At 63.4% G+C, this 18,911-nt stretch carries 22 protein-coding genes and 1 tRNA gene; 6 read left to right on the forward strand and 17 right to left on the reverse strand.

Annotated features, from left to right (window positions below; genetic code table 11):
- Positions 1–28 precede the first annotated feature (28 nt).
- The 4 genes from EMQ25_RS00715 to EMQ25_RS00730 all read right to left on the reverse strand — a co-directional run bounded on the left by EMQ25_RS00715 (position 29) and on the right by EMQ25_RS00730 (position 2,932).
- Positions 29–337, reverse strand: coding sequence for a hypothetical protein (locus tag EMQ25_RS00715; protein WP_127186639.1), 309 nt, complete (start codon positions 335–337; stop codon positions 29–31).
- Positions 327–614, reverse strand: coding sequence for a hypothetical protein (locus EMQ25_RS00720; RefSeq protein ID WP_127186640.1), 288 nt, complete (start codon positions 612–614; stop codon positions 327–329). The genes EMQ25_RS00715 and EMQ25_RS00720 overlap by 11 nt, the downstream gene beginning before the upstream one ends.
- A 146-nt stretch (positions 615–760) precedes the next feature.
- Positions 761–1,456, reverse strand: a complete 696-nt coding sequence (locus EMQ25_RS00725; RefSeq protein ID WP_244606422.1) for a L,D-transpeptidase — start codon at positions 1,454–1,456, stop codon at positions 761–763.
- A 372-nt stretch (positions 1,457–1,828) separates the two neighbouring features.
- On the reverse strand, positions 1,829–2,932 hold the full coding sequence (locus tag EMQ25_RS00730) for an NADH:flavin oxidoreductase/NADH oxidase (protein WP_127186641.1): 1,104 nt from the start codon (positions 2,930–2,932) through the stop codon (positions 1,829–1,831).
- Positions 2,933–3,133: 201 nt separating this feature from the next.
- On the opposite strand from EMQ25_RS00730, the gene EMQ25_RS00735 reads away from it, so the two are divergent.
- Together EMQ25_RS00735 and EMQ25_RS00740 are read left to right on the forward strand one after the other, a co-directional pair.
- A tRNA-Arg gene (locus EMQ25_RS00735) sits at positions 3,134–3,210 on the forward strand.
- Positions 3,211–3,438: 228 nt separating this feature from the next.
- The gene (locus tag EMQ25_RS00740; protein ID WP_127186642.1) at positions 3,439–4,281 is read left to right on the forward strand and encodes an aldo/keto reductase; all 843 of its coding nucleotides are present in this window, start codon (positions 3,439–3,441) and stop codon (positions 4,279–4,281) included.
- A 215-nt stretch (positions 4,282–4,496) separates the two neighbouring features.
- On the opposite strand, the gene EMQ25_RS00745 is transcribed toward EMQ25_RS00740, so the two are convergent.
- A complete protein-coding gene (locus EMQ25_RS00745; protein ID WP_127186643.1) occupies positions 4,497–5,030 on the reverse strand; it encodes an outer membrane protein in 534 nt (177 codons plus the stop codon).
- Between the two features lie 165 nt (positions 5,031–5,195).
- Between EMQ25_RS00745 and EMQ25_RS17945 the strand changes: the two genes are divergently transcribed.
- Positions 5,196–5,363, forward strand: coding sequence for a hypothetical protein (locus tag EMQ25_RS17945; protein ID WP_158625896.1), 168 nt, complete (start codon positions 5,196–5,198; stop codon positions 5,361–5,363).
- Here EMQ25_RS17945 and EMQ25_RS00750 read toward each other — a convergent pair whose 3' ends face one another.
- Together EMQ25_RS00750 and EMQ25_RS00755 are read right to left on the reverse strand one after the other, a co-directional pair.
- The gene (locus tag EMQ25_RS00750; protein ID WP_127186644.1) at positions 5,364–6,035 is read right to left on the reverse strand and encodes a hypothetical protein; all 672 of its coding nucleotides are present in this window, start codon (positions 6,033–6,035) and stop codon (positions 5,364–5,366) included.
- Between the two features lie 95 nt (positions 6,036–6,130).
- A complete protein-coding gene (locus tag EMQ25_RS00755; RefSeq protein ID WP_127186645.1) occupies positions 6,131–6,331 on the reverse strand; it encodes a hypothetical protein in 201 nt (66 codons plus the stop codon).
- A gap of 397 nt (positions 6,332–6,728) precedes the next feature.
- On the opposite strand from EMQ25_RS00755, the gene EMQ25_RS00760 reads away from it, so the two are divergent.
- A complete protein-coding gene (locus EMQ25_RS00760; RefSeq protein WP_127186646.1) occupies positions 6,729–7,196 on the forward strand; it encodes a hypothetical protein in 468 nt (155 codons plus the stop codon).
- Here EMQ25_RS00760 and EMQ25_RS00765 read toward each other — a convergent pair.
- From EMQ25_RS00765 to EMQ25_RS00805, 9 genes are all read right to left on the reverse strand, one after another.
- Positions 7,193–7,684 (reverse strand): helix-turn-helix domain-containing protein, encoded by a 492-nt coding sequence (locus tag EMQ25_RS00765; protein WP_127186647.1) that lies wholly within the window; start codon positions 7,682–7,684, stop codon positions 7,193–7,195. The genes EMQ25_RS00760 and EMQ25_RS00765 overlap by 4 nt on opposite strands.
- A gap of 59 nt (positions 7,685–7,743) precedes the next feature.
- Positions 7,744–8,001: a hypothetical protein gene (locus EMQ25_RS00770; protein WP_127186648.1), complete on the reverse strand. Its 258-nt coding sequence runs from the start codon at positions 7,999–8,001 to the stop codon at positions 7,744–7,746.
- Positions 7,988–8,647, reverse strand: coding sequence for an SOS response-associated peptidase (locus tag EMQ25_RS00775; protein ID WP_127186649.1), 660 nt, complete (start codon positions 8,645–8,647; stop codon positions 7,988–7,990). Before EMQ25_RS00775 ends, EMQ25_RS00770 begins: the two co-directional genes overlap by 14 nt.
- A gap of 36 nt (positions 8,648–8,683) precedes the next feature.
- Positions 8,684–9,370, reverse strand: coding sequence for a thermonuclease family protein (locus tag EMQ25_RS00780; protein ID WP_342210632.1), 687 nt, complete (start codon positions 9,368–9,370; stop codon positions 8,684–8,686).
- Positions 9,367–11,190 (reverse strand): peptidoglycan-binding protein, encoded by a 1,824-nt coding sequence (locus EMQ25_RS00785; protein WP_158625897.1) that lies wholly within the window; start codon positions 11,188–11,190, stop codon positions 9,367–9,369. Before EMQ25_RS00785 ends, EMQ25_RS00780 begins: the two co-directional genes overlap by 4 nt.
- 154 nt (positions 11,191–11,344) lie before the next feature.
- Positions 11,345–13,396, reverse strand: a complete 2,052-nt coding sequence (locus tag EMQ25_RS00790) for a hypothetical protein (RefSeq protein ID WP_127186651.1) — start codon at positions 13,394–13,396, stop codon at positions 11,345–11,347.
- 557 nt (positions 13,397–13,953) lie between these two features.
- Entirely contained in the window at positions 13,954–15,411 is a 1,458-nt protein-coding gene (locus EMQ25_RS00795; protein WP_127186652.1) for a hypothetical protein, read from the reverse strand.
- An 11-nt stretch (positions 15,412–15,422) separates the two neighbouring features.
- Positions 15,423–15,905 (reverse strand): hypothetical protein, encoded by a 483-nt coding sequence (locus tag EMQ25_RS00800; protein WP_127186653.1) that lies wholly within the window; start codon positions 15,903–15,905, stop codon positions 15,423–15,425.
- Positions 15,902–16,378, reverse strand: a complete 477-nt coding sequence (locus tag EMQ25_RS00805) for a hypothetical protein (protein ID WP_127186654.1) — start codon at positions 16,376–16,378, stop codon at positions 15,902–15,904. The genes EMQ25_RS00800 and EMQ25_RS00805 overlap by 4 nt, the downstream gene beginning before the upstream one ends.
- A 310-nt stretch (positions 16,379–16,688) precedes the next feature.
- Here EMQ25_RS00805 and EMQ25_RS00810 point away from each other — a divergent pair, with 310 nt between their 5' ends.
- Both EMQ25_RS00810 and EMQ25_RS00815 read left to right on the forward strand, forming a co-directional pair.
- Complete coding sequence (locus tag EMQ25_RS00810) at positions 16,689–16,958, forward strand: hypothetical protein (RefSeq protein ID WP_127186655.1); 270 nt, start codon at positions 16,689–16,691, stop codon at positions 16,956–16,958.
- A gap of 176 nt (positions 16,959–17,134) precedes the next feature.
- Complete coding sequence (locus tag EMQ25_RS00815) at positions 17,135–17,779, forward strand: recombinase family protein (protein WP_127186656.1); 645 nt, start codon at positions 17,135–17,137, stop codon at positions 17,777–17,779.
- Here EMQ25_RS00815 and EMQ25_RS00820 read toward each other — a convergent pair.
- Positions 17,762–18,067 (reverse strand): hypothetical protein, encoded by a 306-nt coding sequence (locus EMQ25_RS00820; protein WP_127186657.1) that lies wholly within the window; start codon positions 18,065–18,067, stop codon positions 17,762–17,764. The two genes, EMQ25_RS00815 and EMQ25_RS00820, sit on opposite strands and share 18 nt — an antisense overlap.
- Positions 18,068–18,911: the final 844 nt, after the last annotated feature.

An 18,911-nucleotide genomic window follows, 5' to 3' on the forward strand; every position in this document is an offset into this window, starting at 1 on the left:
ACTCCGGGCCTTTTTGTTTGCCTGTGCGTCAGGGGGCGGGGGACGCCGGGGGCGGTGTCTCGCCGGTCTCGGGCGCTGCGACCGGGGTATCGGGGATCACCTCGGTCCCTGGATTGCCGCCGAGGATCTGCATCACAAAGAGCGCGACTGCGAGCACTGCGATGGCGATGATGCCGATCCGCCACCAATTGGTGGGGCCCGTCGCGCCGATCGCCGCTTCGGCGCGATCGGTCTGGGCAAGAGTGCTGTCGGGCGGCAGGTCGATCTTTGCGCCGCGCTCGTCGACGACGTAATCCACCTTTGCCGCGCCTGCGGGGCCGGTCCGTTCATCGCTCATCGGTCTGTCCTTCCATTTCAAATTCTGAAAAGCCCGGGCCGGTAGCGGCTTCGGCCTTGACCACTGCGATCGCCTCGGCGATCCGGGCCAGGTGGTCATCGTCATAATAAAGGCTCGCTTCGGGTCCGCTCTCGCTCGTGCGCATCTGCTCGAGCAGCTCAAGCTTCTCGCGAGCCGTAAAGGACGGATGCCTGGCGATTTCCATGGGCCTGACGCTCGCCGCCGCTCCGGGCGAGTCCAACTCGCTTTCCGTTTCCTCGGCGTGCGCGTCGATCATCTCTCGTCTCCAGCCCGGACCCTGCGGTTATGTGCACGCAATGCGCCAGGGATCGGCGGGGTTCCCCGCACGCGCGGAGCGCCCCATGAAAAAGGCCCGCCCCCGGAAGGGACGGGCCTTGCACGACGCGGGGGAGGTATCCCGCGTCAGATGAACTGGGGCTGGGCCTGCCGCACGATCACCTTGCTGCCGACGGGAACGCGGGCATGCAGGTCGATGATGTCGTGGTTGAAAAGCCGCACGCAGCCCGAGGACAGCGAATGCCCGATGGATGCGGGATCATTGGTGCCGTGGATGCGGTAGAGCGTGTCGCGCCCATTGTTGTAGAGGTAGAGCGCACGCGCACCGAGGGGGTTCTGCGGGCCGCCTTCCATGCCACCGGCCCAGGGGCCGTTCTTTTCGGGATCCTCGCGGATCATGGTCGGCGTCGGCGTCCAGCGCGGCCAGGACGCCTTGCGCCCGATGGTGGCCTCGCCCTGATAGTCGTACCCCTCGCGGCCCACGCCCACGCCATAGCGCATGGCGCGGCCGCCTTCCTGTACGAAATAGAGGAAGCGCTGGCCGGGCTCCACGATGATGGTGCCAGGGCGCTCGGAGGTCGGATAGTCGACGACCTGGCGCAGGAGCTTGGGATCGACACGCGCCGGATCGAAGCCTTCGATGTAATAGCCATTGTCCGAGACCGGCGCGTACATCGAGACATACATCGGATCGACGTAGGGCCGGGTCGGCTCTGCGGCCATGCGACGGCTGGAGCTGGTGCAACCTGCGAGCGCAAGCCCGGTGAGGCTGGCAGCGCCCAACATGAAGTGCCGGCGGGAGAGTTTATTGAGACTTGTCATCTTCCGTGAGGTTCTCGTCTTATGCGCTGGTTGGGGGGCGTGCGCATCACTGCGCGGCTGGACCGGAATGCGGACACTCGCTTTCCGTTCCGTAATAGGACATGCTGGTTAACGGGTCAGGACGGGCCTCAATCACATTAATTTCACCGCATTATGGCGCCAAAGGCGCCTTTGGACTGGAACTGAGACCCCGCCGCCGCACCCCGCAACGCCGCAGACGATGGTCTGGACCCGGGTGCACTTAACCAAATTATTGTAAAGAAAAGGTTTTCGTCCCCAGCGCGGTGGGAGGGCCTTGGCGCGGAGCCATCTTCACACGGCGCGTGAAGCGGGTGTTGCGAGGGCGCCACAGTGTCGCAAAAAGCCCGACGATCAGGCTCGCGGCGTCACCCAGCGGCCGAGCGTGGGCAGGGAGCGCTCGAGTTGGGGCGCGACTTTCAGCGTTTCGCCGAGCGCTGCGGCGGCCCGCCATGGCCAGCGCGGATCGGCGAGAATCGAGCGTCCGAGGGCGACCATGTCGGCGCGCCCTTCGGCAAGGATGGCTTCAGCCTGCTCGGGTTCGGTGATGAGGCCGACGGCGCGTGTGGGAATGCCTGCGCCTTCCCGGATGCGCGTCGCAAGGTGCACCTGATAGCCCGGACCGGTGGGCACGGGCGCGGCCGGCCGGTTGCCGCCGCTCGAGCAGCAGATATAGGCGACGCCCAGATCCTTCAGCGCTGAGGCGACATCCACGGCTTCGTCCTCGGAGAAGCCGCCCTCGAGCCATTCGGTGACCGAGAGGCGCACGCCGAGCATGAGCTCGGGCACCGCGGCGCGGACCTGGCGGGCAATTTCACGGATGAAGCGCGAGCGGTTCTCGAGCGAGCCGCCCCATTCGTCCTCGCGCCTGTTGGAAAAGGGCGAGAGGAACTGGTGGAGCAGATAGCCGTGGGCCCCATGAAGTTCGATGAAGTCGAAGCCCGCCGAGCGCGCCCGCCTGGCCGCAGCAACGAAGCGATCGACGATCTGGTGGATCTCGTCGGGCTCGAGCGCATGGGGAAGGTGCCAACCATCATCGAAGCGGATCGCCGAAGCCGAAACGACGGGCCAGGGATCCTGATCCGGGTGCAGCGGGCCCCCGCCCTCCCATGGCCGCTGGCTTGCCGCCTTGCGGCCGGCATGGGCGAGCTGAGTGCCGAAGCGGGTGCCTTTGGACGCCACGCGCCGCGCCGCATCGAGCGTGCGCCGCGCCGCGGCCTCGTTTGCATCCGAATAAAGCCCGAGGCACCCATGGGTGATCCGCCCGCGCCGCTCGACATCGGTCATCTCGATGGTGACCATGCCGGCCCCCGACATGGCGAGGTTCATCCAGTGCTGCAGGTGCCAGTCGGTGGCCGAGCCATCATCGGCCGAATACTGGCACATGGGCGCGATAGCGATGCGGTTGGGGAAATCGAGCCCGCCGAGGCTGATGGGCGAGAAGAGCTGCGAGGCCATGGAAACTCCGGTGCGGGATGAATGGGCGGCACGGTCGACCGCCCTTGGAGGAGGGCGTAATCTTCAAGGCGCCGACCGGTGCGTCAAGAGCCGCGGAGCGAGGGGGGGCGGGCCGGTGCGAGCGGCAGAAATCAGGATTGCGCTTCGAACCGTCTTTGGCTAGGGTCCGCCCGTTCGACGAACCCCGTCCGAACCGGTATTGCACCCGTAGCTCAGCTGGATAGAGCGCTGCCCTCCGAAGGCAGAGGTCACAAGTTCGAATCTTGTCGGGTGCGCCAATTTTCCGTTTATTTCTAGGTGGTTACAGGAAAGCGCGCTTCGGCGCGCTGGTTTCCCACACATGTTTCCCACACTAACGCGGACTGGCGCGCGATCTATACCTGTCGTGGCCGATTAAATGCACCGTTAGAAATGAGGAACGCCAGGGTTGGACAAATAGCAGCGTTGGGATAGCCCTCGCCAAGCGGTTTGCGGCAGCGGACCGAAGCGTAGGCCAGTTTGCTGACATGGAGACGGTCGAGTTGTTTCGAATAGGCGGTGATATCGAAGTTCGCAGACTGGGCTTCGGAAGCAATCGGCTGTCGGGCCCCGGTTTTTGGGGTCCGCCGTCGGACCCAGCGGCGGCTCGGGCTCTGCTGCGAATGCTGCCTGATCTGGGCATCAACTTCATCGACACGGCAGAGAGCTACGGTCCGTACATCACCGAAGAGCTGATCGGGGACGAGATCGGGCCGCGCGCCGACATAGTGGTGTCGACGAAAGGCGGTTACATCCGGACTGGGCCGCACGCCTGGCATTGTTGCGGCCGTCCAGAGTTTCTTCGTCAGGGCGTCCTTACCAGCATCCGTCGCCTGAAGCGTGAGCGACTAGACCTCTGGCACTTGCACCGGATCGACCCTGCGGTGCCGCGGGACGAGCAGTTTGGGGCGATCGCCGAGATGCGGGAGGAGGGTCTAATCCGCTACGTGGGGCTGTCAGATGTAAGCGTCGTCGATATTGAAGCTGCGATCGAATTCTTTCCTGTGGCGACCGTTCAAAATCACTACAACCTACTGCACAGAGCTAAAGAGGAGGTCCTGGCGTACTGCGAGCAGCACAGCATCGGATTCATGCCCTTCTTTCCCCTGGCAGACGGCAAGCTGAATGAGGCACGCGGGATGATTGACGCCTCGCGCGCCATCGGAGCAACGCCGGCACAGCTTGCTCTCGCCTGGCTGCTGCATCGTTCGCCTGTCATCCTACCCATCCCTGGAACCAGCAATCCGGCCCATCTCCGAAGCAACTTAGCTGCAGCCGGATTGGAGTTGGATCAATCGACCTTCGACACGCTGTCCGCAATTTACCTTTGATGGGATGACGGTAGGGAGGTCCCTCTCCAGTGTGAGCAGGGCAAGCATCGCCAAATGGTGAGGGGCCGGCATCGCGGGTTTCGGGAGCGATGCCGGCCTGCGGCTGCGCCAGGGTGTGCCGCGCGGCGACATTAGCGGGGTCGATTAACCGCACAAAAGAACACCTCCGGCGCCACGGAACGCCGGAGGTTTCTCAGCTGCTCTCGATGAGGCGGCTAGAAGCGGAAGTTGAGGCCCGCCTTGATGGTGTGGAAGGAGAGATTTTCCGTCCCCGAAATCGTGCCGCCTTCGGCCGGGAACGAGAAGAGCTCGTCGGAACCAAGGTCGAAATAGGAGTATTCGGCCTGAAGCGAGATCGTCTCGGTCACCATGGCTTCGAGGCCTGCGCCGACGACGAAGCCAGTGCGGCTCGCGGACTCGGCATCGCCGAGGTCGAGCGACGTGCCGCCGAAGCTGACTTCGCGCTCGGTGTTGCCGAACGCGACGCCACCATGGACGTAGCCGAGGAGGTTGCCATAGGTGAGGCCGGCGCGTGCACGCAGGGTTGCGAGCCAGGCGAGGGTTGAAGAGACTTCGAAATCAGTGCCGTCGGGGCCACCGAAGATCCCGATATTGCCGTCGATGCCCGCATGGATGTTCGTCCAGGCCACGTCGCCCGCGACGCCGAGCACGAAGCCATTGCCGACTTCCAGATCGTAGCCTGCCTGGACGCCAGCCAGACCGCCGCCAGCGCTCGAGCGATTGGCCATGGCTTATGAGGGGCAGATCGCGGCCGCGCGCAACGAAGCCGAGATGGAAGAAGAAGTCCAGAAGCGTGTCACGGCCGAACTGGCGCGAACGCGCCGAGCCCCACGGCGCACTGCAACTCGCAAGCCCGCGGCAAAGGGCTGACCCCCCAAAATCGGAGAGACCTGATGGCCTGGACCTTCGCCGGCATTGTCGCCGGCGTCTTACTCGTGCTTGTCTGTGCGGTGGCACTGGTGATCCTCGAGACGCCGCGCGTGCGCGCGGCGCTGCCGGCCGAGCCGGTGCGGGTGGCGGCGCTGGCGCCGTCGCCCGTCCGCTGCGTGCCGGGCCCTTAGCTACGGGTTGCTGTTCAGGCCGCCCAGTCCGTGCCCGCTAATCTCATTCCACGTAGCTCTTGCCATCTTCATGTATCCAGGCTCGAGGCATCGCTCGATCACATAGTTCGGCACTTGGTAATGTGCAGCTAAGCTGCCGAGCGGCAAAGAGTGGGCAATGTCTCGAGCGCGAAATTCCATTGGGTACAGAAGCTCGAAAGCTGCGAGCTCTGCGAGAGCCTCAGACTGGATTTCAGATTTTGCGGGCTTGAGCGCTTCTAGCGTGTGATTGCGGATTAGTTCTTCAATCGTCTCGCTGCCCTGCGGGGAGAAATCGTCTTTTTCGTCGATGGCTATGTGGATCATCTCTTTGACGCTAATGAATCGGCGCCAGTAGAGATTCTGCTGGGGATCCGCGTCTTGATTACTGCGCACGTAAACATTGGCACGACCGTCGCTGTACCGCTCCATCATGCCTCGGATATGCTCGGCATCGAAGTCGACCAACACCTTGCTGATCTTCATGCGATAGACATCCTCGATGGCCCACTGAAGATCCTCAATCGAGACGGGAACTTGATCGGGCGCTAGCGAGTAGCGCCGTACGTGCTCCTGTAGAACTCGAACCTTCTCAAATGTGCCTTCGAACTTTTCCGACAGGACCCAAGTTGTACCATTCGACGAGTCCGTCATTGGCCTCTCCCAACGAATAAGGGCCTCAGAAATCTCTGAGGCCCTATTACCTAGATTAGCTCTGAGAGCTAGCCAGCAGCGCTGACGCTGTCAAGTTACGCGCGTCGAGAATCCTTGAAATCAAGAAGCTCGTGCTGCCCGGCATCCAGCGCTGCATACAGAGCGTTTACTTCTGAGCAGACGCGTTCCGTGGTGGCTTCATCGAGGTTGCGGACAAAAAACTTAACGTCCACAAGCCCTTCCGCTGCCAAGGCCTCAAAGCGGTTAGCCAGTTGGGTGCAGTGTGTTGTACTCATGGTCGTAGCTCCTTTCGCGAAGGAACGAATGCTGGCTTTGCATTGTTCCCCCCTCTCCCCTGAATATAATGTTAACAGGGTGGCATTCTTATGATGGCAGGCGTTGCGCTAGCCCGCAAAATGCACTCTGTCAACCAACTTGTCCGCAACGTATGCGCAATCATGGGTGTCGTCTAGAGCGTGCGGCAACTTGCCAGCGTTGTGATGAGTGCATACCACAGTCAGCACGCCGTCCCGGAACGTGAGGCAGACAAGGGCGAGAATTCCTCTGGAGCAACTCGAGAGAGCTGGCATGCTGCTGGCCTACATCACGATCCAGCTCATTAGCGTAAACACATCCGCTTGTTCTCTTTCTGTTCTAATTGTATGACTCGGCTCCTCGTGATGAGGAGCCCTGATGCCGCGGACGCTGAAGACATTGGAGGATGCCCGGGTGACCGGGCAGGAGCTGGTTGCGACCTGCCTCCAGCTCCAGTGCCGGCACCGCTGGCTCGTCGATCTTCCCAAGGTGATCCACTATGTCGGCGGCGCGCATAGCCTCTGGCCAGTGCGCGGGCAGCGACACTTTTCCGAGCGCATGCGCTGTCCGGCCTGCAACGGCAAGGGCGTGCACATCTGGATGGGCGTGCCCAAGACGCCGCAGCCGCTGATGGGCGGGCTTCCCTATGCGGTGGAGAATCGGGATGTCGGCAGTGAGGTACTGGTGAGCGTGCTGGCGAAGGTCGGCCACATCAGCGTGGCGCATGCGGCCTTTGAGGCGGCGGTGCTGGCTTATCCGGGTCGGCGGCTCTCGCTGACGGAAGGCGCGTTCGTGTTGCGCGACAGTCGGCTTGTTGTGGTGCCGGGCGGGAAGAAAGGGGCTTAGCCGTCGCGTTCGGCGGTTTCGTCCTGCAAAAGAGCGTGCGCGCGGGAGATGACGACGCTGCCGGTCGTGCCAAGCGCCTTGGCGATCGCCGCGACCTTGCGACCTTTCCGCGTCCATTCGCGGATGATGCGATCGGTCTCTTCGGTGTGAGTGAACCGACGGCGCGGATCGACATACTCGCGACCATTCTCGTGAGTGATGCCCTGCCCGGCAAGGATGCGCAGCCGCGTCCTGACTGTTTCGAACTTCATTTCGAGCTGCTCGGCGATCTCCCGAGTGGGCCGGCCCTTGCTCGCCGCCTTCAGCATCGCCCGATCCGTTTCGGGCGTATGCCGGTGGGCCCGTTTGTAGGCTGGGAAGCCTGCGGCATCCACCCAGCGGCGGACGGTTTGCTTGTCGATCCCGAGAGCCTCGGCGATCGCTTTCAGCGTGGCGCCGTCGGCGACCATGGCATGGATAATCGCGATCTGCTCCGGCGAGGCCGACATCGGCCTTTGCGAGTGAGGACGCCGAATGCGCTCAGGCTGCTCCAATTTCACGCCGCCCGCTAGCCGTCTGGAAAGAGCAGGCGCGCGATGCGTGCCGTGCGCAGATCAGCCTCGAGCCTGTCGTTCTCAATGTCGGCTTTGATCTGATTTACTGCCACGCTGATCAGGGCGGGCCAGATCTCGGCGCGGTCCCAGCCGGCGGCTTCGGCAGCGGCAACGAGCTGCATCAGCCCCGGCTCGATCGCCTCCTCGCAGTCGAGCGCGCGATCGAGATGGCTCGCCGGACGCACGGGCGGCTTCACCTCAGGCCTCATCATCCTTCCTTCCCCTCGCCACGATTTGCAGAGCGCCATCGGGCAGCGGACGCTGCAGCTCGCGCGCGATTTCCCATGGCGCCGTCATCCACATGTCGAGTTCGTCGGACGTGGTGAGGATAACGGGCATGGCCTTGGGGTGGACGGCGCCCACCTCGGCATTGGGCTCGGAGGTGAGGAAGGCGAAGATATCGGCGTTGACCGCACCCTCCTTCGTCTTCCGCGTGCTGGTCCAGTTGGTCCAGATCCCGGCGAAGAAGGCGAGGGGCCGGCTCTCATCGAATGCGAACCATGCCGGCACCTTCTTGCCGTCGGGCAGGGTCTCGTATTCGGAGAAGCTCGAGAACGGCACGAGGCAGCGATTGCCTGGGCCCAGCCAGCGGCGCCAGTGGGGGCTCGTCGTGTTGCGGACATTGGTGACGCCGGGATCTACGGTGCGGCCCTTCAGAACGAATTGCGGGCTGGGCATGCCCCAGCGGGCGAGGGTGAGCTCGCGCTCGCCCTCAACGGTCCGGACGATCGGCGCGGGATAGTCCGGGAAGATCCCGGGCATGGGCGCCAGGTTGCCGATCCCGTCGATAACACGCGTCGCTTTGGCAAAATCGATGATGGCCTGGCGGCCCTTCGTCATTGAATAGAGATTGCACATCTTCAGCTACACCCGTGAGCGCGATTGTCGCTCAGTTTAGCCGCCCCAAAGCGGCGCCCGCCAGCCGGCCTCGAGAGCCTCTAGCTCATCGCAAAACCAGCGCTCGCCAGCCGCCTCGTTGATCTTCGTTCGGGAATACCAATGCGACCATGGTGTGTGGTAGATCCGCTCACCGTCGCGGCTGATATTGCCCTTGATCGGACACCCATCCGGAGCCTCTTGCTCGGCAGCTTCCCACCGGCGAGCGCGAAGTTCCCATGCGGGCTCAGTTTCAGCCTGCCAGATGCCGACGTCCCGGGCTCGAGCTTGATCCTCGATCTCGTTGTAGATCGGAGAGTACCGCCGGAATGCCCAAGCCATACCCTGCGCCACCATCTGGGCGCCAATGTCGATCTCGCCGACGTGGCAAATAGCGAGCGTGCGTCCATAGTCATCCAGCCCCTGGCCGTCACAGTTGACCGGCCCAGCCGACACCAGCCGTTCCAGGGCATGGATCGCTTCTGTCCCGCAGTTCCAGTTGCGGCCGCTCCCTCTCGCGCAGGTTTGGCCCGCCTCCGGCGCGTCTATTCCGAAAATCCGGTAGGTCGTTTCGCCGATCTTGATCGTGTCGCCGTCAAGGATGCGGACGTCATTGCCGAAAGTGGGCGCCGCAGAGAGCGCCATGAGCGCAGCAGCAGCGCCAAGCAAATGCCAGCTTCCCCGCAATCCATCAGTGAAGATCATGGCCTCGCCCTCCCCAAGTCGGCAAAGGCCCGGCGCGTGCCTTCCGTGTTCTCGAGCGTCAGGATCGCGCGTTGGCCGCTGGCATAGACCAGAGCCAGGTCGATCCATGGCTGGCTCTCGAGCATGGCCATACTTTCGGGATCGGCCATGTCCAACAGGAAGACGAAGCTGTTTTCCGCTTTTCTCGCTGACGCGCCCTGAAGCGGCTTCCCTTGAACCAGTTCCTCGCTCTTGAGAAGGATGCCCGGAAGTCCCGCTATCGATCCTCCGGCAAAGGGTCGGGCAAATGCAAAGTCTACATCCACGGCAATTTCTTGCGAGACCTGAGTGCCAGAGGAGTGGCCGAAGGTGATCACGGCACTCATGTCGCGTTCCGGAACTTCGACGGTCGCGATCAGCTGAGGCAGGCCGGATGCATCCGTACCCTGCGTCCACTGCACATTCCCGCCGATCGGAATAGCTCCGGTGGTTGAAGGTGGATCGGTGGCTTCCAAGAGCAGTGTCCGGCCGTTTTCCGAAACCGGGGCAGGGGTCAAATCGGGATCTGACGCTGCCGGCTCGTAAACGAAATTGATGCCCAGCGCCTCCAATTCGGATGGACTGAAGATGTGCATCTGACTAGGGGGCGTCCTAAGCATCACTGAAACCACTTCGGCCGCCACGCCGAAATCGGTCATCGCCTCAATGACGTCCGAGAGCTTCGCCTGCCCTGAAATCAGGTCGTTGCTCTCGTTCCACACCTGGTGCACGCCCAGCTCTCCGACGGCCATTCGCTGAGCGCCCGCCAGGAAGACGAACGCGCAAGCGGAGTAGCAGTAGAGCTCTTCGGGCACGATCGTGGTCATGCCGCGCTGGCGAACCTCATGGGCAATTATCAGGGCTGGGTCGACCCCGCCGCCGTCGCTGTGCAGCATCAGGGTGTGCGCTTCGGGCCGAGCCCGCAGCGCTCGCAAGAATTCGAGCGGCGTGCTCTGCGTGATCGTACCGATGAGGGCGATCAGCCCCGGGCTGTCGTCGAAAACGGCAAAGCTGCCGATCATCTGATATTCAAATTCGGGAGTGGCCTCCGAAGCCTCGGCAACTGGCGCGATGGGTTCGGCAGAGACGACGTTTGGATTGTCGATAGCCTCGAATGCCTGCAGAAAGCGCGTCGGTAGAAAATGCGAGGCGATGAAGAGCGCCACGATCTGGGCGTCTTCGGCATAGGCGGGCTCCCAGGAAACAGAAAAGCCGACGCTCTCCTCGAGGGCATTGTGGAACATGAGATAGAACTGACGGGCTCCCGTCGTTCCTGAAACGACAAACCGCGCGTCGCTATAGGTCGAATACGAGATCGATCGTTGGGGCGACGAGCGCGAGAGGCTGGCATACAGGTCGGCGAAGCTCTGTTCGCTGAAGGGCTTCCTTATCGTCTCTAGCGCAATCCCTCCATTCGGGAGGGAGTAGGACATGCCGCGGTCGGTCGGTGATGAGACAGTCAGCATCGCGGCCGGCATGAGCAGCTCGCTCTGGCTCCGCAAATCCTGCAGATAGTTGAAGCCAAACCGGCTCATTGCCTTTCTGGCCATCGCCGAAAGTAGTGCCGTCCCCTTTTCGTCCAGAACGCCCGTGCCGGGCATGCCCGCCTGGGCCTGAAATGCTGTCAGCGCACGGTAGGTGCTCGGTCCGAACTCGGCATCTATCAGCGCAGAATAGCGGCCGATGAGTGTGAGATTTTTCTGAAGCTCGATCCGTTCGTCTTCACTCAACCCGGAGAACCAGCCGCGGCTGAGCTGGAAATCAGCATGCGCGGGGAAGGTGACGCTGAGCGCGAAAAGCAAAGAGCATAGTGCGAGAACAAAGTGCCGTGTCACAGTAGAGCCCCTCCCCAGAAGCCGACCTTAAGGCGCAGCTTGGAAGAGCGGCAAGATCAATTGTCCGAATGTCCGATCTAAATCACGGCTGCGTAGAAGAGCAGTGCTGGCAGAGCGCCATCTACAAGCCGCTGCCCGTGATAATCTCCACAAGATCGGGCTCTTCCCTGTCTGTCGTGGCTACTGCCCCGCCGATCGTGCCAGTGGCGGTGCGCGAAAGCACTTCCGCCAGCCTGCTTTCCTGGCGCGGCGTGATCCGGTTTTGTGGCGTCAGGAGGAGCTCGAATAGCTCGCGATCTCCCGACACTGCATCCCGGATCAAGCCTTCGGCGCGATCCAGCGTCAGCCGCTCGAGGATCCGCTGCATACGCTGCGAAGCGAAATTCGCAGTGAGTAGCGAGGCGCCGCTCGTCCCGCGCCCCGCCTGGGCGCCCATGCGCGCGGCAAGCGTTCGCGCGATCATGCTGACGATCGAATTGGGCTCGCCTTCCATCACGCTGCCGACGCCGGGCAAGCGCCCCTGCATCGTCTCGAGCCTCGTCAATTCGTCGGCGATTGCCATGAAGAGTGTCCGCTCTTCAGGCGAGAGGATCTGGCTTGCGGCCGCGTTCAGGCGATCATTCGAAAGGGCGTTTTGCATCGCGCGGCCGGAGAGGACGGGGCTTCCGGTGTCGTCGAAATTTCCCGTGCGCGATCGAGCCATCAGCTCATCGATGAGGGCGCCCTTGAGGCCAAGAAGTGCCTGGCCAGATTTGTCGTTTGCGGCTTGCGCCAGGAGTTGAGCTGTTGCCTGCCGCGGGTCCGACGCATCGACGATCGAGCGGATTTCCTCATGCGGCCTCGAGTTGGCAAACCGAAGGGGCGCCGACTGGCGGGAATTGAGCACAGCCGACGCTTCATCCACGCGCCGAAAGAAAGCGTCGGCAGCGTCCGGCGGCAAGATCATGCCGAGCTTGTCTCGCACCGCCCGGCTCGAGAGCTGAGCAACGGCCTGCTGGGCTTCGCGAATGCCGACGTCCGTGTTCGTCATCGCTGCCCGCACATTCGCCAGCGCCTCGTCGATCTGCGATCGGACGCCTTGGCGCACATAGGCGAGCTCTGCTTCCGACATGCCGGCGAGTCGCTCTGCAGCTAAGTCCCTCGGGATCCCCGGCTTCAGAAGGTCTTGCCCGAAGAGGAGGGCCTGACGCTGATCGATCGGCGTTGCGGCGGTTGCCAGCGCCTCGCCATAGCGAGGATTTGCGGTGCGCAGGGCCCCGCGGATGTCGCCCGCCAGGCCGCCCATGATGCGGCCGATGTCGGTCTGCCCGCCAAGCGCGCCCTGGCCGTCGCCACTCCTGGCCATCTGGTTGAGTGCGCGTGTGATGTAGTCGATCTGCCGAGTGTCGGGGAGGCGGGAAAATGTGACGGTGCCGTCCTCGGCAAGATTGGCGAGGATCTGCTGAGACTGCACGCCTTCGCCAGCCATCATCCGGTTGGCAAGCGAGATCGTGCCGGGCGCGGCCCGTTCAACGCGGCCGAGAAGGCTTTCGAGCGTCCGGCCCGCCTCCGACGAATAGTCGATCGGCGATGCGTACGCGGCATCGTATGCTGAGCTGCGCGCGGGCTGACTTCCGGTTCGCAGCGCGGTCGACACGTTGGTGACGCCCAAGGGGCGCCCGAAGGTCGCATCCAGGCTTTGCCCGAGCTCGTCGACGCTCTGCTGGACTGCCGTTTCCATATACTCGCGCGCTCTGATGGCCGGCACCCCCTGCGCAGGCGCCGACAACTGGCGGCGCAGTGCGTCACCACTTTCGGTCTCCCGTTCGCGCATGATGGCGTCGATCACCGGATCCCCATCGCGCACGGTCTGCTCAAGGGCCATCAGGCGGCGTTCGCCCGTGGATACCGCTGGCGAGAGATTGCCGATCGTGGGGGCGTTGAGCGCCGCAATTGCGGCTTCCGGATCTTCGACGAGGCCCCCAACGCGATTGCGGGCCCGTTGCATGGCCCCGGCTTCCGTAAAGGGGGCGATTTCACCCGCTGCGAGGCGGGAGGCCGCGGCGACGCCAGGCGTGCGCTTGGCGCCTTCCAGAGCCAGATAGGGGCCGGCGCCGCCCGCTACGCCGCCCGCCAGCGCGCCAACAGTGGCCGCGATCGGATTGTCGGGAGCAACACGATCGGCAACGTCCATCCCGGCAGCTGCACCAGCGCCCGCGGCGATTTCCGAAGCGAAGCCACGGACTGGTGCTTGAACGAATGGCCGCGTCAGCGTGTCACCGATCGCCCGCGTAAGCGGTGCGGCCGCACCCTGCATTGCGCGCCCGGCCGCGCCGACCGGGCCGATCGCGCCCGCTGCGCCGCCAGCGCCGGCGAAAACATGCTCCATGAGGCTTTCGGGAGCCATGTCGGGAGAGGCTGCGGTGACGCCGGGAAGCGCGTTCAAGCCCCGATTGATGCTGATCGAGCCTCCAAACGGCTCCTCTATCGTGGGGATATCGAGGCCGGTGAGGGCATTGGCGCCGGCAACGCCCGCATTGATCGCACCGGTAAAGATGTCGACGGGCCAGCCGAGCCCCTGGGCTATCCCCTGGTTAAGGAAGGCCCCGAGGTGCGGCCGCTGGCTGGGCGTAGGCGAAGGGGCGCTCTCACTGTCGAGGACAAAGCCTGCCGGCGGGGTTATCGGCCCTGCGGCACCGCGCGGATCTGGCGCGTCCTCGTCCAGAACGAAGCCTGCGGGGAGGGTGCTCGTCATTGCAGGGGCTCCCATGCGCCATTGCGGAAGATGATACGGGCGCCCGTTTCCGGGTTGGTGGCCGTCGCGCCTTCGGGGACCTGCGGCCCACCTGTCGAAGGCGTCTGCGGCGACACCTCGCCACCGAAGGAGTTCAGGGCGTCCGCGACGCGCCCGATAGCAGCCCGAAGGCCTATCACCCGCGTCTCGACTTCCTGGCGGTTGGCGGGGCTCAATTCGCCCTGCAGGGTCTCTTGTGTGGTCCGCAGTTCGTCGCTGAGCTGACGGCCAATAGCGGTCAACTTTGACTGTGCGGTGCCGGCGCCCTCGAGCGCACTGCCCGCGCGTGGTGTCAGCGCTTCGATGTTCCGCAGGAGCCAGGACGGTGGCTGCCGATTGTAGGCTGAGCCGATATCGTTGAGTAGGCTTTCGCGAAGGACCGCAAAATCGGACTGAGTCTGCTGCACCTCTGGATACGGGGCGCCGACGCCCAGCGCGTCGAAAACGCTGTTGATGCCGCCCGTGAGGGCGCCGCCGACGCCGAAGGCTTCGGGTGAATTCGAGAACCGCTGGCCAAACGGCATTTCGCCCGGCGGGCTGATCTCTGGCGCCCCTTCGCCCGGATCGACGCTGCCCGTTCCACCTCGAGACACGGGTCGGCCGGTTGCGACGTCGAGCACGAGAGCTTCACCGGTGACCGGGTGACGGCTGACTGTGTAGCGGTTGTCGACGATGCCGATGGCGAGATTTCGCGCTTCGGCCGCATCTCCGGTCAATCCCGTGTCGATGAATTGCTGCGACAGGCGGGCGATCTGATCTTCAGCCGCACTCCTGCCGCCGACGGGCTGGGCGGGCTGGGCGCCCTGCCTGACGGCAGCGCCGGGGGACATGAACATCGGATTGCCGTCGGGCCCGACGGCCTGCACCGGCGCACGCTCGCCAAGGGCGCTCTCGAGGATCATCTCGTCAGTGATCATGCCGTCCTGGCGAAGGCGTTCGTTCTGCCCGGCCTGCCACTGGGTCTCGGACAGCACGGGGGCCATGCCTGAGACCTGTGCAAGGGCCGGCAAACCGAACTGGCCGGCGATCTCGCCGGGGAGCTCGGGGCGGATCTCTCCGGGTCCGAGCGGGCCGAACATGCTGGTGACGACGCTGCGCTGATTGTCGGCCGCGTTGTTCGCGATCGACGTCTGAGCAGTGATGTCCTGCCCGCGGCGCGTCGTTTCGGTGTTCTGGTCTTGCGCATAGAAGGATTGCGTCGGGTTGTAGTTGCCGACAGCGATGTTCCGTCGGTCGAAATGCGGATCTTCCGGGTTATCGAAAAGCTGCGCCAGCCGTGCCGCTTTCTCGCGCGTCGCTTGTGCGGTCGCGTAAGCTGCGGTATCGGCCGCGCTGGGAGGCGCAAACATCGAAGCGATGTTCTCGAAGGCGGCGCCGAGAGCTGGGTCGTTGTATCGATTTTGCCGAATGGGCATGGGTTTTCCCTTCAGTGGACGGCAGCGCCGTGCGAGCGGTAGGCATCGGCCGCCCGGCGGATGGCGATTTCGCGCGGCAGCGGGTCGCCGCGCCCTCGCAGCAACTGCCGTAAGCGCTCTCCGTCGAGCTCGTGCAGGATGAGCGCGGCGTGAGCGAACCGATCGACCCTGAACTCGTCAGGCGGGCTGGACACCAAGGCGCCCATTGCGCCGAAGCCAAACAGCAAGCGGCCTTCGGGGATGCTGACGCGCGGCGCTACGGCACTGGCTGCGCCAAGGGCGCGGAAGGGCAGTGCCCGGACGGGATAGGCGTTGCAGCGATAGAGTTCAGGAAAAGCCCTGGCGACGTGCAGAACGGTGTGCCCGCCCCGCGAGGCGTTCCCCATCGGGTCGAGCCCGACTGCGGCATGATCGAAAAAGGTCAGGGCGCGCTCGATCTCTGCCATCGCCGCGGCCGGCAATTCGAGCGGTTCGGCGGCGCCCCCCGTTGTCATTTTGCCACCCTCAGAGCAGCGCGCTTCAGTTCCACGATCGCATCGCTCTGCCGTTGTGCGGCGCGTTCTTCGATCTGTTCGATCAGCGCCAGGTTGTGGCAGGCATTCCGTAGCCAACGTGCGTGGTCCCGGATGTCGGCGGCCGAAGTTGCTGGCCTGGCCGCCCGCCGGGCGGGGGCTTCGGAAAGTGAGCAAATCTGAGCCGCGGCCGCCTCGATCCCCTTCACAGCCCAGCGCTGCACGGTGCTCTCCGGAAAGAGAGCGAGGATCGCGGGGGTCGCCGAAAGGAGTGCTCTCAGCATCTGATCGGACTGGAGTCTCGTGGTGCGCAGCCGCTGGCTTCCGTCGAGCAAGTGCAAGGCGCCAGAAACGCGATAGGCGACTTCATCTCCGCCGGACGCTCGAGCCAACTCTCGGCAGAAGTTGAAAGTGAGGTCTTCGACCTGTTCAGCCGATCGGTTTTCAGAGGGCATCTTCGATCCTTTCTGCCCAAGCACTTTGGCGCTTGGCGTTGTTCGGAAGAAGTCCCATTCGCAAGGGGCCGGAATGAACAGAAAGGGCTGGTCGGCCGGGGAAAAGTTTGGGCGCGGCGCAAATTTTTATGGACCGCCCGTGGTCGTTGCGCCGGAGCGTTTGGAGTGACCCCAGGGGGTGGGTTGGGGCCACTGTGCGATATAGTGGATAAGTATAGCAAAGTGTATAGCGTCAATCGTCATAAAAAATGATGACATACGGTATTCGGGTGTGCTGTCTTCAGGTCACCAACCACAAGGAGACCTGAAAATGACAATTCCAGCCGATATGCGCGCACACAGTATTTCAATTGCCTGCAACTTGGTGCGAGACCGTCTGCTCGAGCTCGAGGTGCTGCCGAATGAGGATGCCGACAACCTGCTCGCCATCCTTGCTCTGGCCGCCGAGAGCGCCGAACAACTTTCTGACGACCTTGATCCCTGCAACCTGGACGGTCTGGTCGCTCCGCTCTATCCCGAGCTGGTGCCTCAGCGGGACTACTCCGGGTACGGGCCGAACATCGTCAGCCTACGTCCGTAGCGCCTGGCCGGCCGCGATCGGCCTGGCGTAGCGGCCGGGCCGATCCGCCTATTTCCCATCGCCATTTGGGTATGCTTCAGGCGAACCAGCTGCCGTATGGTTCTAAAAATGCATTTGACCATGCAAAGCGAACCGGTAATAAGAGAACTATGCAAAACGAACCGGAGGGGTTCACGATGTTCGTACGGGCCTATTTGAGGGCGTCCACCAAAGAGCAGGACGCGGCGCGCGCTCGCGCGGATCTAGAAACGTTCGCGGCGTCCAGAGGGCTGGCGATCGCCGCCACCTACATTGAGAACGTGAGTGGCGCCTCCCTCGGCCGCCCAGAGCTCTTTCGGCTTCTCTCCGACTGTCGACCTGGTGACCTATTGCTCGTCGAGCAGGTCGATCGGCTGAGCAGGTTGAATTCCGAAGATTGGGAGCGCCTGAAAGCTGAGATCCGCCGCCGCCAAGTCAAGGTTGTGGCACTTGATCTGCCAACATCCTTTCAGCTCGCAATCGCTGATGGGGACGAATTTACCTCGCGAATGGCAGAGGCCACGAATGGCATGCTTCTGGACATGCTGGCGGCGATCGCGCGCAAGGATTACGAAGATCGGCGGCGCCGACAAGCGCAGGGGATCGCGAAAGCGAAGGACAAGGGCACCTACAGGGGGCGACCAGAGAACCAGAACCGGAACACGGCAATTATGAAAATGCTTGCGGCCGGGCAGAGCTGGAACGCCATTGTTGCGGCGACTGGCTGCTCTCGATCGACCTTGTCGCGCCTCGCAAAGCGCCTTCAGGCGGCCGAAGGCGGCACCCTAATCGAAAACGCCTGACTGATCGTTTTCGTCGACCGTCCCGGCCGTGGCGCGCCGCAGCTCAGCGATGCGGGCCTCGAGCTCCTTTGCCGTCATCTCGTGCGGTTCTTTCGGCGCGCCATCTTCGGGCTTGATGTTGAGGTATCCGCCAGCGCGAAGGATGGTCGTCGCGCAAGTCGCTCTTGCTGGCGCCGGCGCGCGACGATCGAGACACACTTCCAGGGCCGCGGCAAATGCGGCCTCGGCGCCATCCGTCTGGATTTTCTCCAGCAAAGCCCGGCGGCGTTCTGCTGCTGTGGCTGTCATTCGAAAACTCCCTTCCAAGGCTTTTGCAGGGCTTGAAGCGCAGCGCGCTCGCGCCTGAGAACGTCAATCCGCGCGTTCAGCTCCTGGACTTCCGGCCTGGCCGTTTGCTTCACCGGCGCAGCGGCGAGCAGTGATCTGGCGTCGGAAGCGTGCCGCGCCGCTTCGCGCTCCGCATGTCGACTAGCGGCTTTGCCAGGTTTGTGCGTCCGCTGCCACGCCTCATGCGCAGCACGGTCTTCGGGCGTCATTGCCGCTAGTCGCCGTTTGTTCTTCGCAAGGCGGCGTTGCTGCTTGACCAACTTTTCAGTCGCCCGCTGGACGGCATTGCGGGATGAGCCGTCCGGCCACTGCAGCTTATGCCAATCATCGCCAGAAGGCGAACGTCCCCCGTGATGCCTACAACGCCCGTTCGCCAGCGCCATTTTCTGACAAGGGAGCCCATCGCTCTTCCGAGCTGCGCCGCACTTTGGTCTCGCTGCGAAGTTGGCCAGGTTCCGTTTGGCGCTTGCGGACGAAATCGCGCGCCACTCGGCGGACTTTCTCCAGCGGAGCAATGCTGGCGAGGCTTTCCTCATCGTTCAGTGAGCCCAATCCGAGACATGGTCTCATGAAGTATTGCTTCGTTGCGGGTGTTGTGACGCCCAGCCCCTTCCCGAGATCTGGCGCCCAGGCTGGCGATCGGAGAGGCTGGCCTGCGCCGGGGGTTTTTGGACAAATTGTCTGGCCCCGTTTTCGTCTTCAGACTTGCGGATTGCCCGCGAACCGGAAGGCCGGAAGCCCCATATAGGGGGCCTTCCGGAATTCCTACGGGGTCGGGACAAATCTTCCGTTTTCTTCCGTTTTC

It is taken from the genome of Arsenicitalea aurantiaca, from assembly GCF_003994485.1.
Taxonomy (GTDB): domain Bacteria; phylum Pseudomonadota; class Alphaproteobacteria; order Rhizobiales; family Devosiaceae; genus Arsenicitalea; species Arsenicitalea aurantiaca.

Bases quoted from the DNA above. Each gene is read 5' to 3' on its own strand.
- EMQ25_RS00715 (WP_127186639.1), bottom strand. From the start codon at position 337: ATGAGCGATGAACGGACCGGCCCCGCAGGCGCGGCAAAGGTGGATTAC.
- EMQ25_RS00720 (WP_127186640.1), bottom strand. From the start codon at position 614: ATGATCGACGCGCACGCCGAGGAAACGGAAAGCGAGTTGGACTCGCCC.
- EMQ25_RS00725 (WP_244606422.1), bottom strand. From the start codon at position 1,456: ATGACAAGTCTCAATAAACTCTCCCGCCGGCACTTCATGTTGGGCGCT.
- EMQ25_RS00730 (WP_127186641.1), bottom strand. From the start codon at position 2,932: ATGGCCTCGCAGCTCTTCTCGCCCATCAGCCTCGGCGGGCTCGATTTC.
- EMQ25_RS00740 (WP_127186642.1), top strand. From the start codon at position 3,439: ATGGAGACGGTCGAGTTGTTTCGAATAGGCGGTGATATCGAAGTTCGC.
- EMQ25_RS00745 (WP_127186643.1), bottom strand. From the start codon at position 5,030: ATGGCCAATCGCTCGAGCGCTGGCGGCGGTCTGGCTGGCGTCCAGGCA.
- EMQ25_RS17945 (WP_158625896.1), top strand. From the start codon at position 5,196: ATGGCCTGGACCTTCGCCGGCATTGTCGCCGGCGTCTTACTCGTGCTT.
- EMQ25_RS00750 (WP_127186644.1), bottom strand. From the start codon at position 6,035: ATGACGGACTCGTCGAATGGTACAACTTGGGTCCTGTCGGAAAAGTTC.
- EMQ25_RS00755 (WP_127186645.1), bottom strand. From the start codon at position 6,331: ATGAGTACAACACACTGCACCCAACTGGCTAACCGCTTTGAGGCCTTG.
- EMQ25_RS00760 (WP_127186646.1), top strand. From the start codon at position 6,729: ATGCCGCGGACGCTGAAGACATTGGAGGATGCCCGGGTGACCGGGCAG.
- EMQ25_RS00765 (WP_127186647.1), bottom strand. From the start codon at position 7,684: ATGTCGGCCTCGCCGGAGCAGATCGCGATTATCCATGCCATGGTCGCC.
- EMQ25_RS00770 (WP_127186648.1), bottom strand. From the start codon at position 8,001: ATGATGAGGCCTGAGGTGAAGCCGCCCGTGCGTCCGGCGAGCCATCTC.
- EMQ25_RS00775 (WP_127186649.1), bottom strand. From the start codon at position 8,647: ATGTGCAATCTCTATTCAATGACGAAGGGCCGCCAGGCCATCATCGAT.
- EMQ25_RS00780 (WP_342210632.1), bottom strand. From the start codon at position 9,370: ATGATCTTCACTGATGGATTGCGGGGAAGCTGGCATTTGCTTGGCGCT.
- EMQ25_RS00790 (WP_127186651.1), bottom strand. From the start codon at position 13,396: ATGGACGTTGCCGATCGTGTTGCTCCCGACAATCCGATCGCGGCCACT.
- EMQ25_RS00795 (WP_127186652.1), bottom strand. From the start codon at position 15,411: ATGCCCATTCGGCAAAATCGATACAACGACCCAGCTCTCGGCGCCGCC.
- EMQ25_RS00800 (WP_127186653.1), bottom strand. From the start codon at position 15,905: ATGACAACGGGGGGCGCCGCCGAACCGCTCGAATTGCCGGCCGCGGCG.
- EMQ25_RS00805 (WP_127186654.1), bottom strand. From the start codon at position 16,378: ATGCCCTCTGAAAACCGATCGGCTGAACAGGTCGAAGACCTCACTTTC.
- EMQ25_RS00810 (WP_127186655.1), top strand. From the start codon at position 16,689: ATGACAATTCCAGCCGATATGCGCGCACACAGTATTTCAATTGCCTGC.
- EMQ25_RS00815 (WP_127186656.1), top strand. From the start codon at position 17,135: ATGTTCGTACGGGCCTATTTGAGGGCGTCCACCAAAGAGCAGGACGCG.
- EMQ25_RS00820 (WP_127186657.1), bottom strand. From the start codon at position 18,067: ATGACAGCCACAGCAGCAGAACGCCGCCGGGCTTTGCTGGAGAAAATC.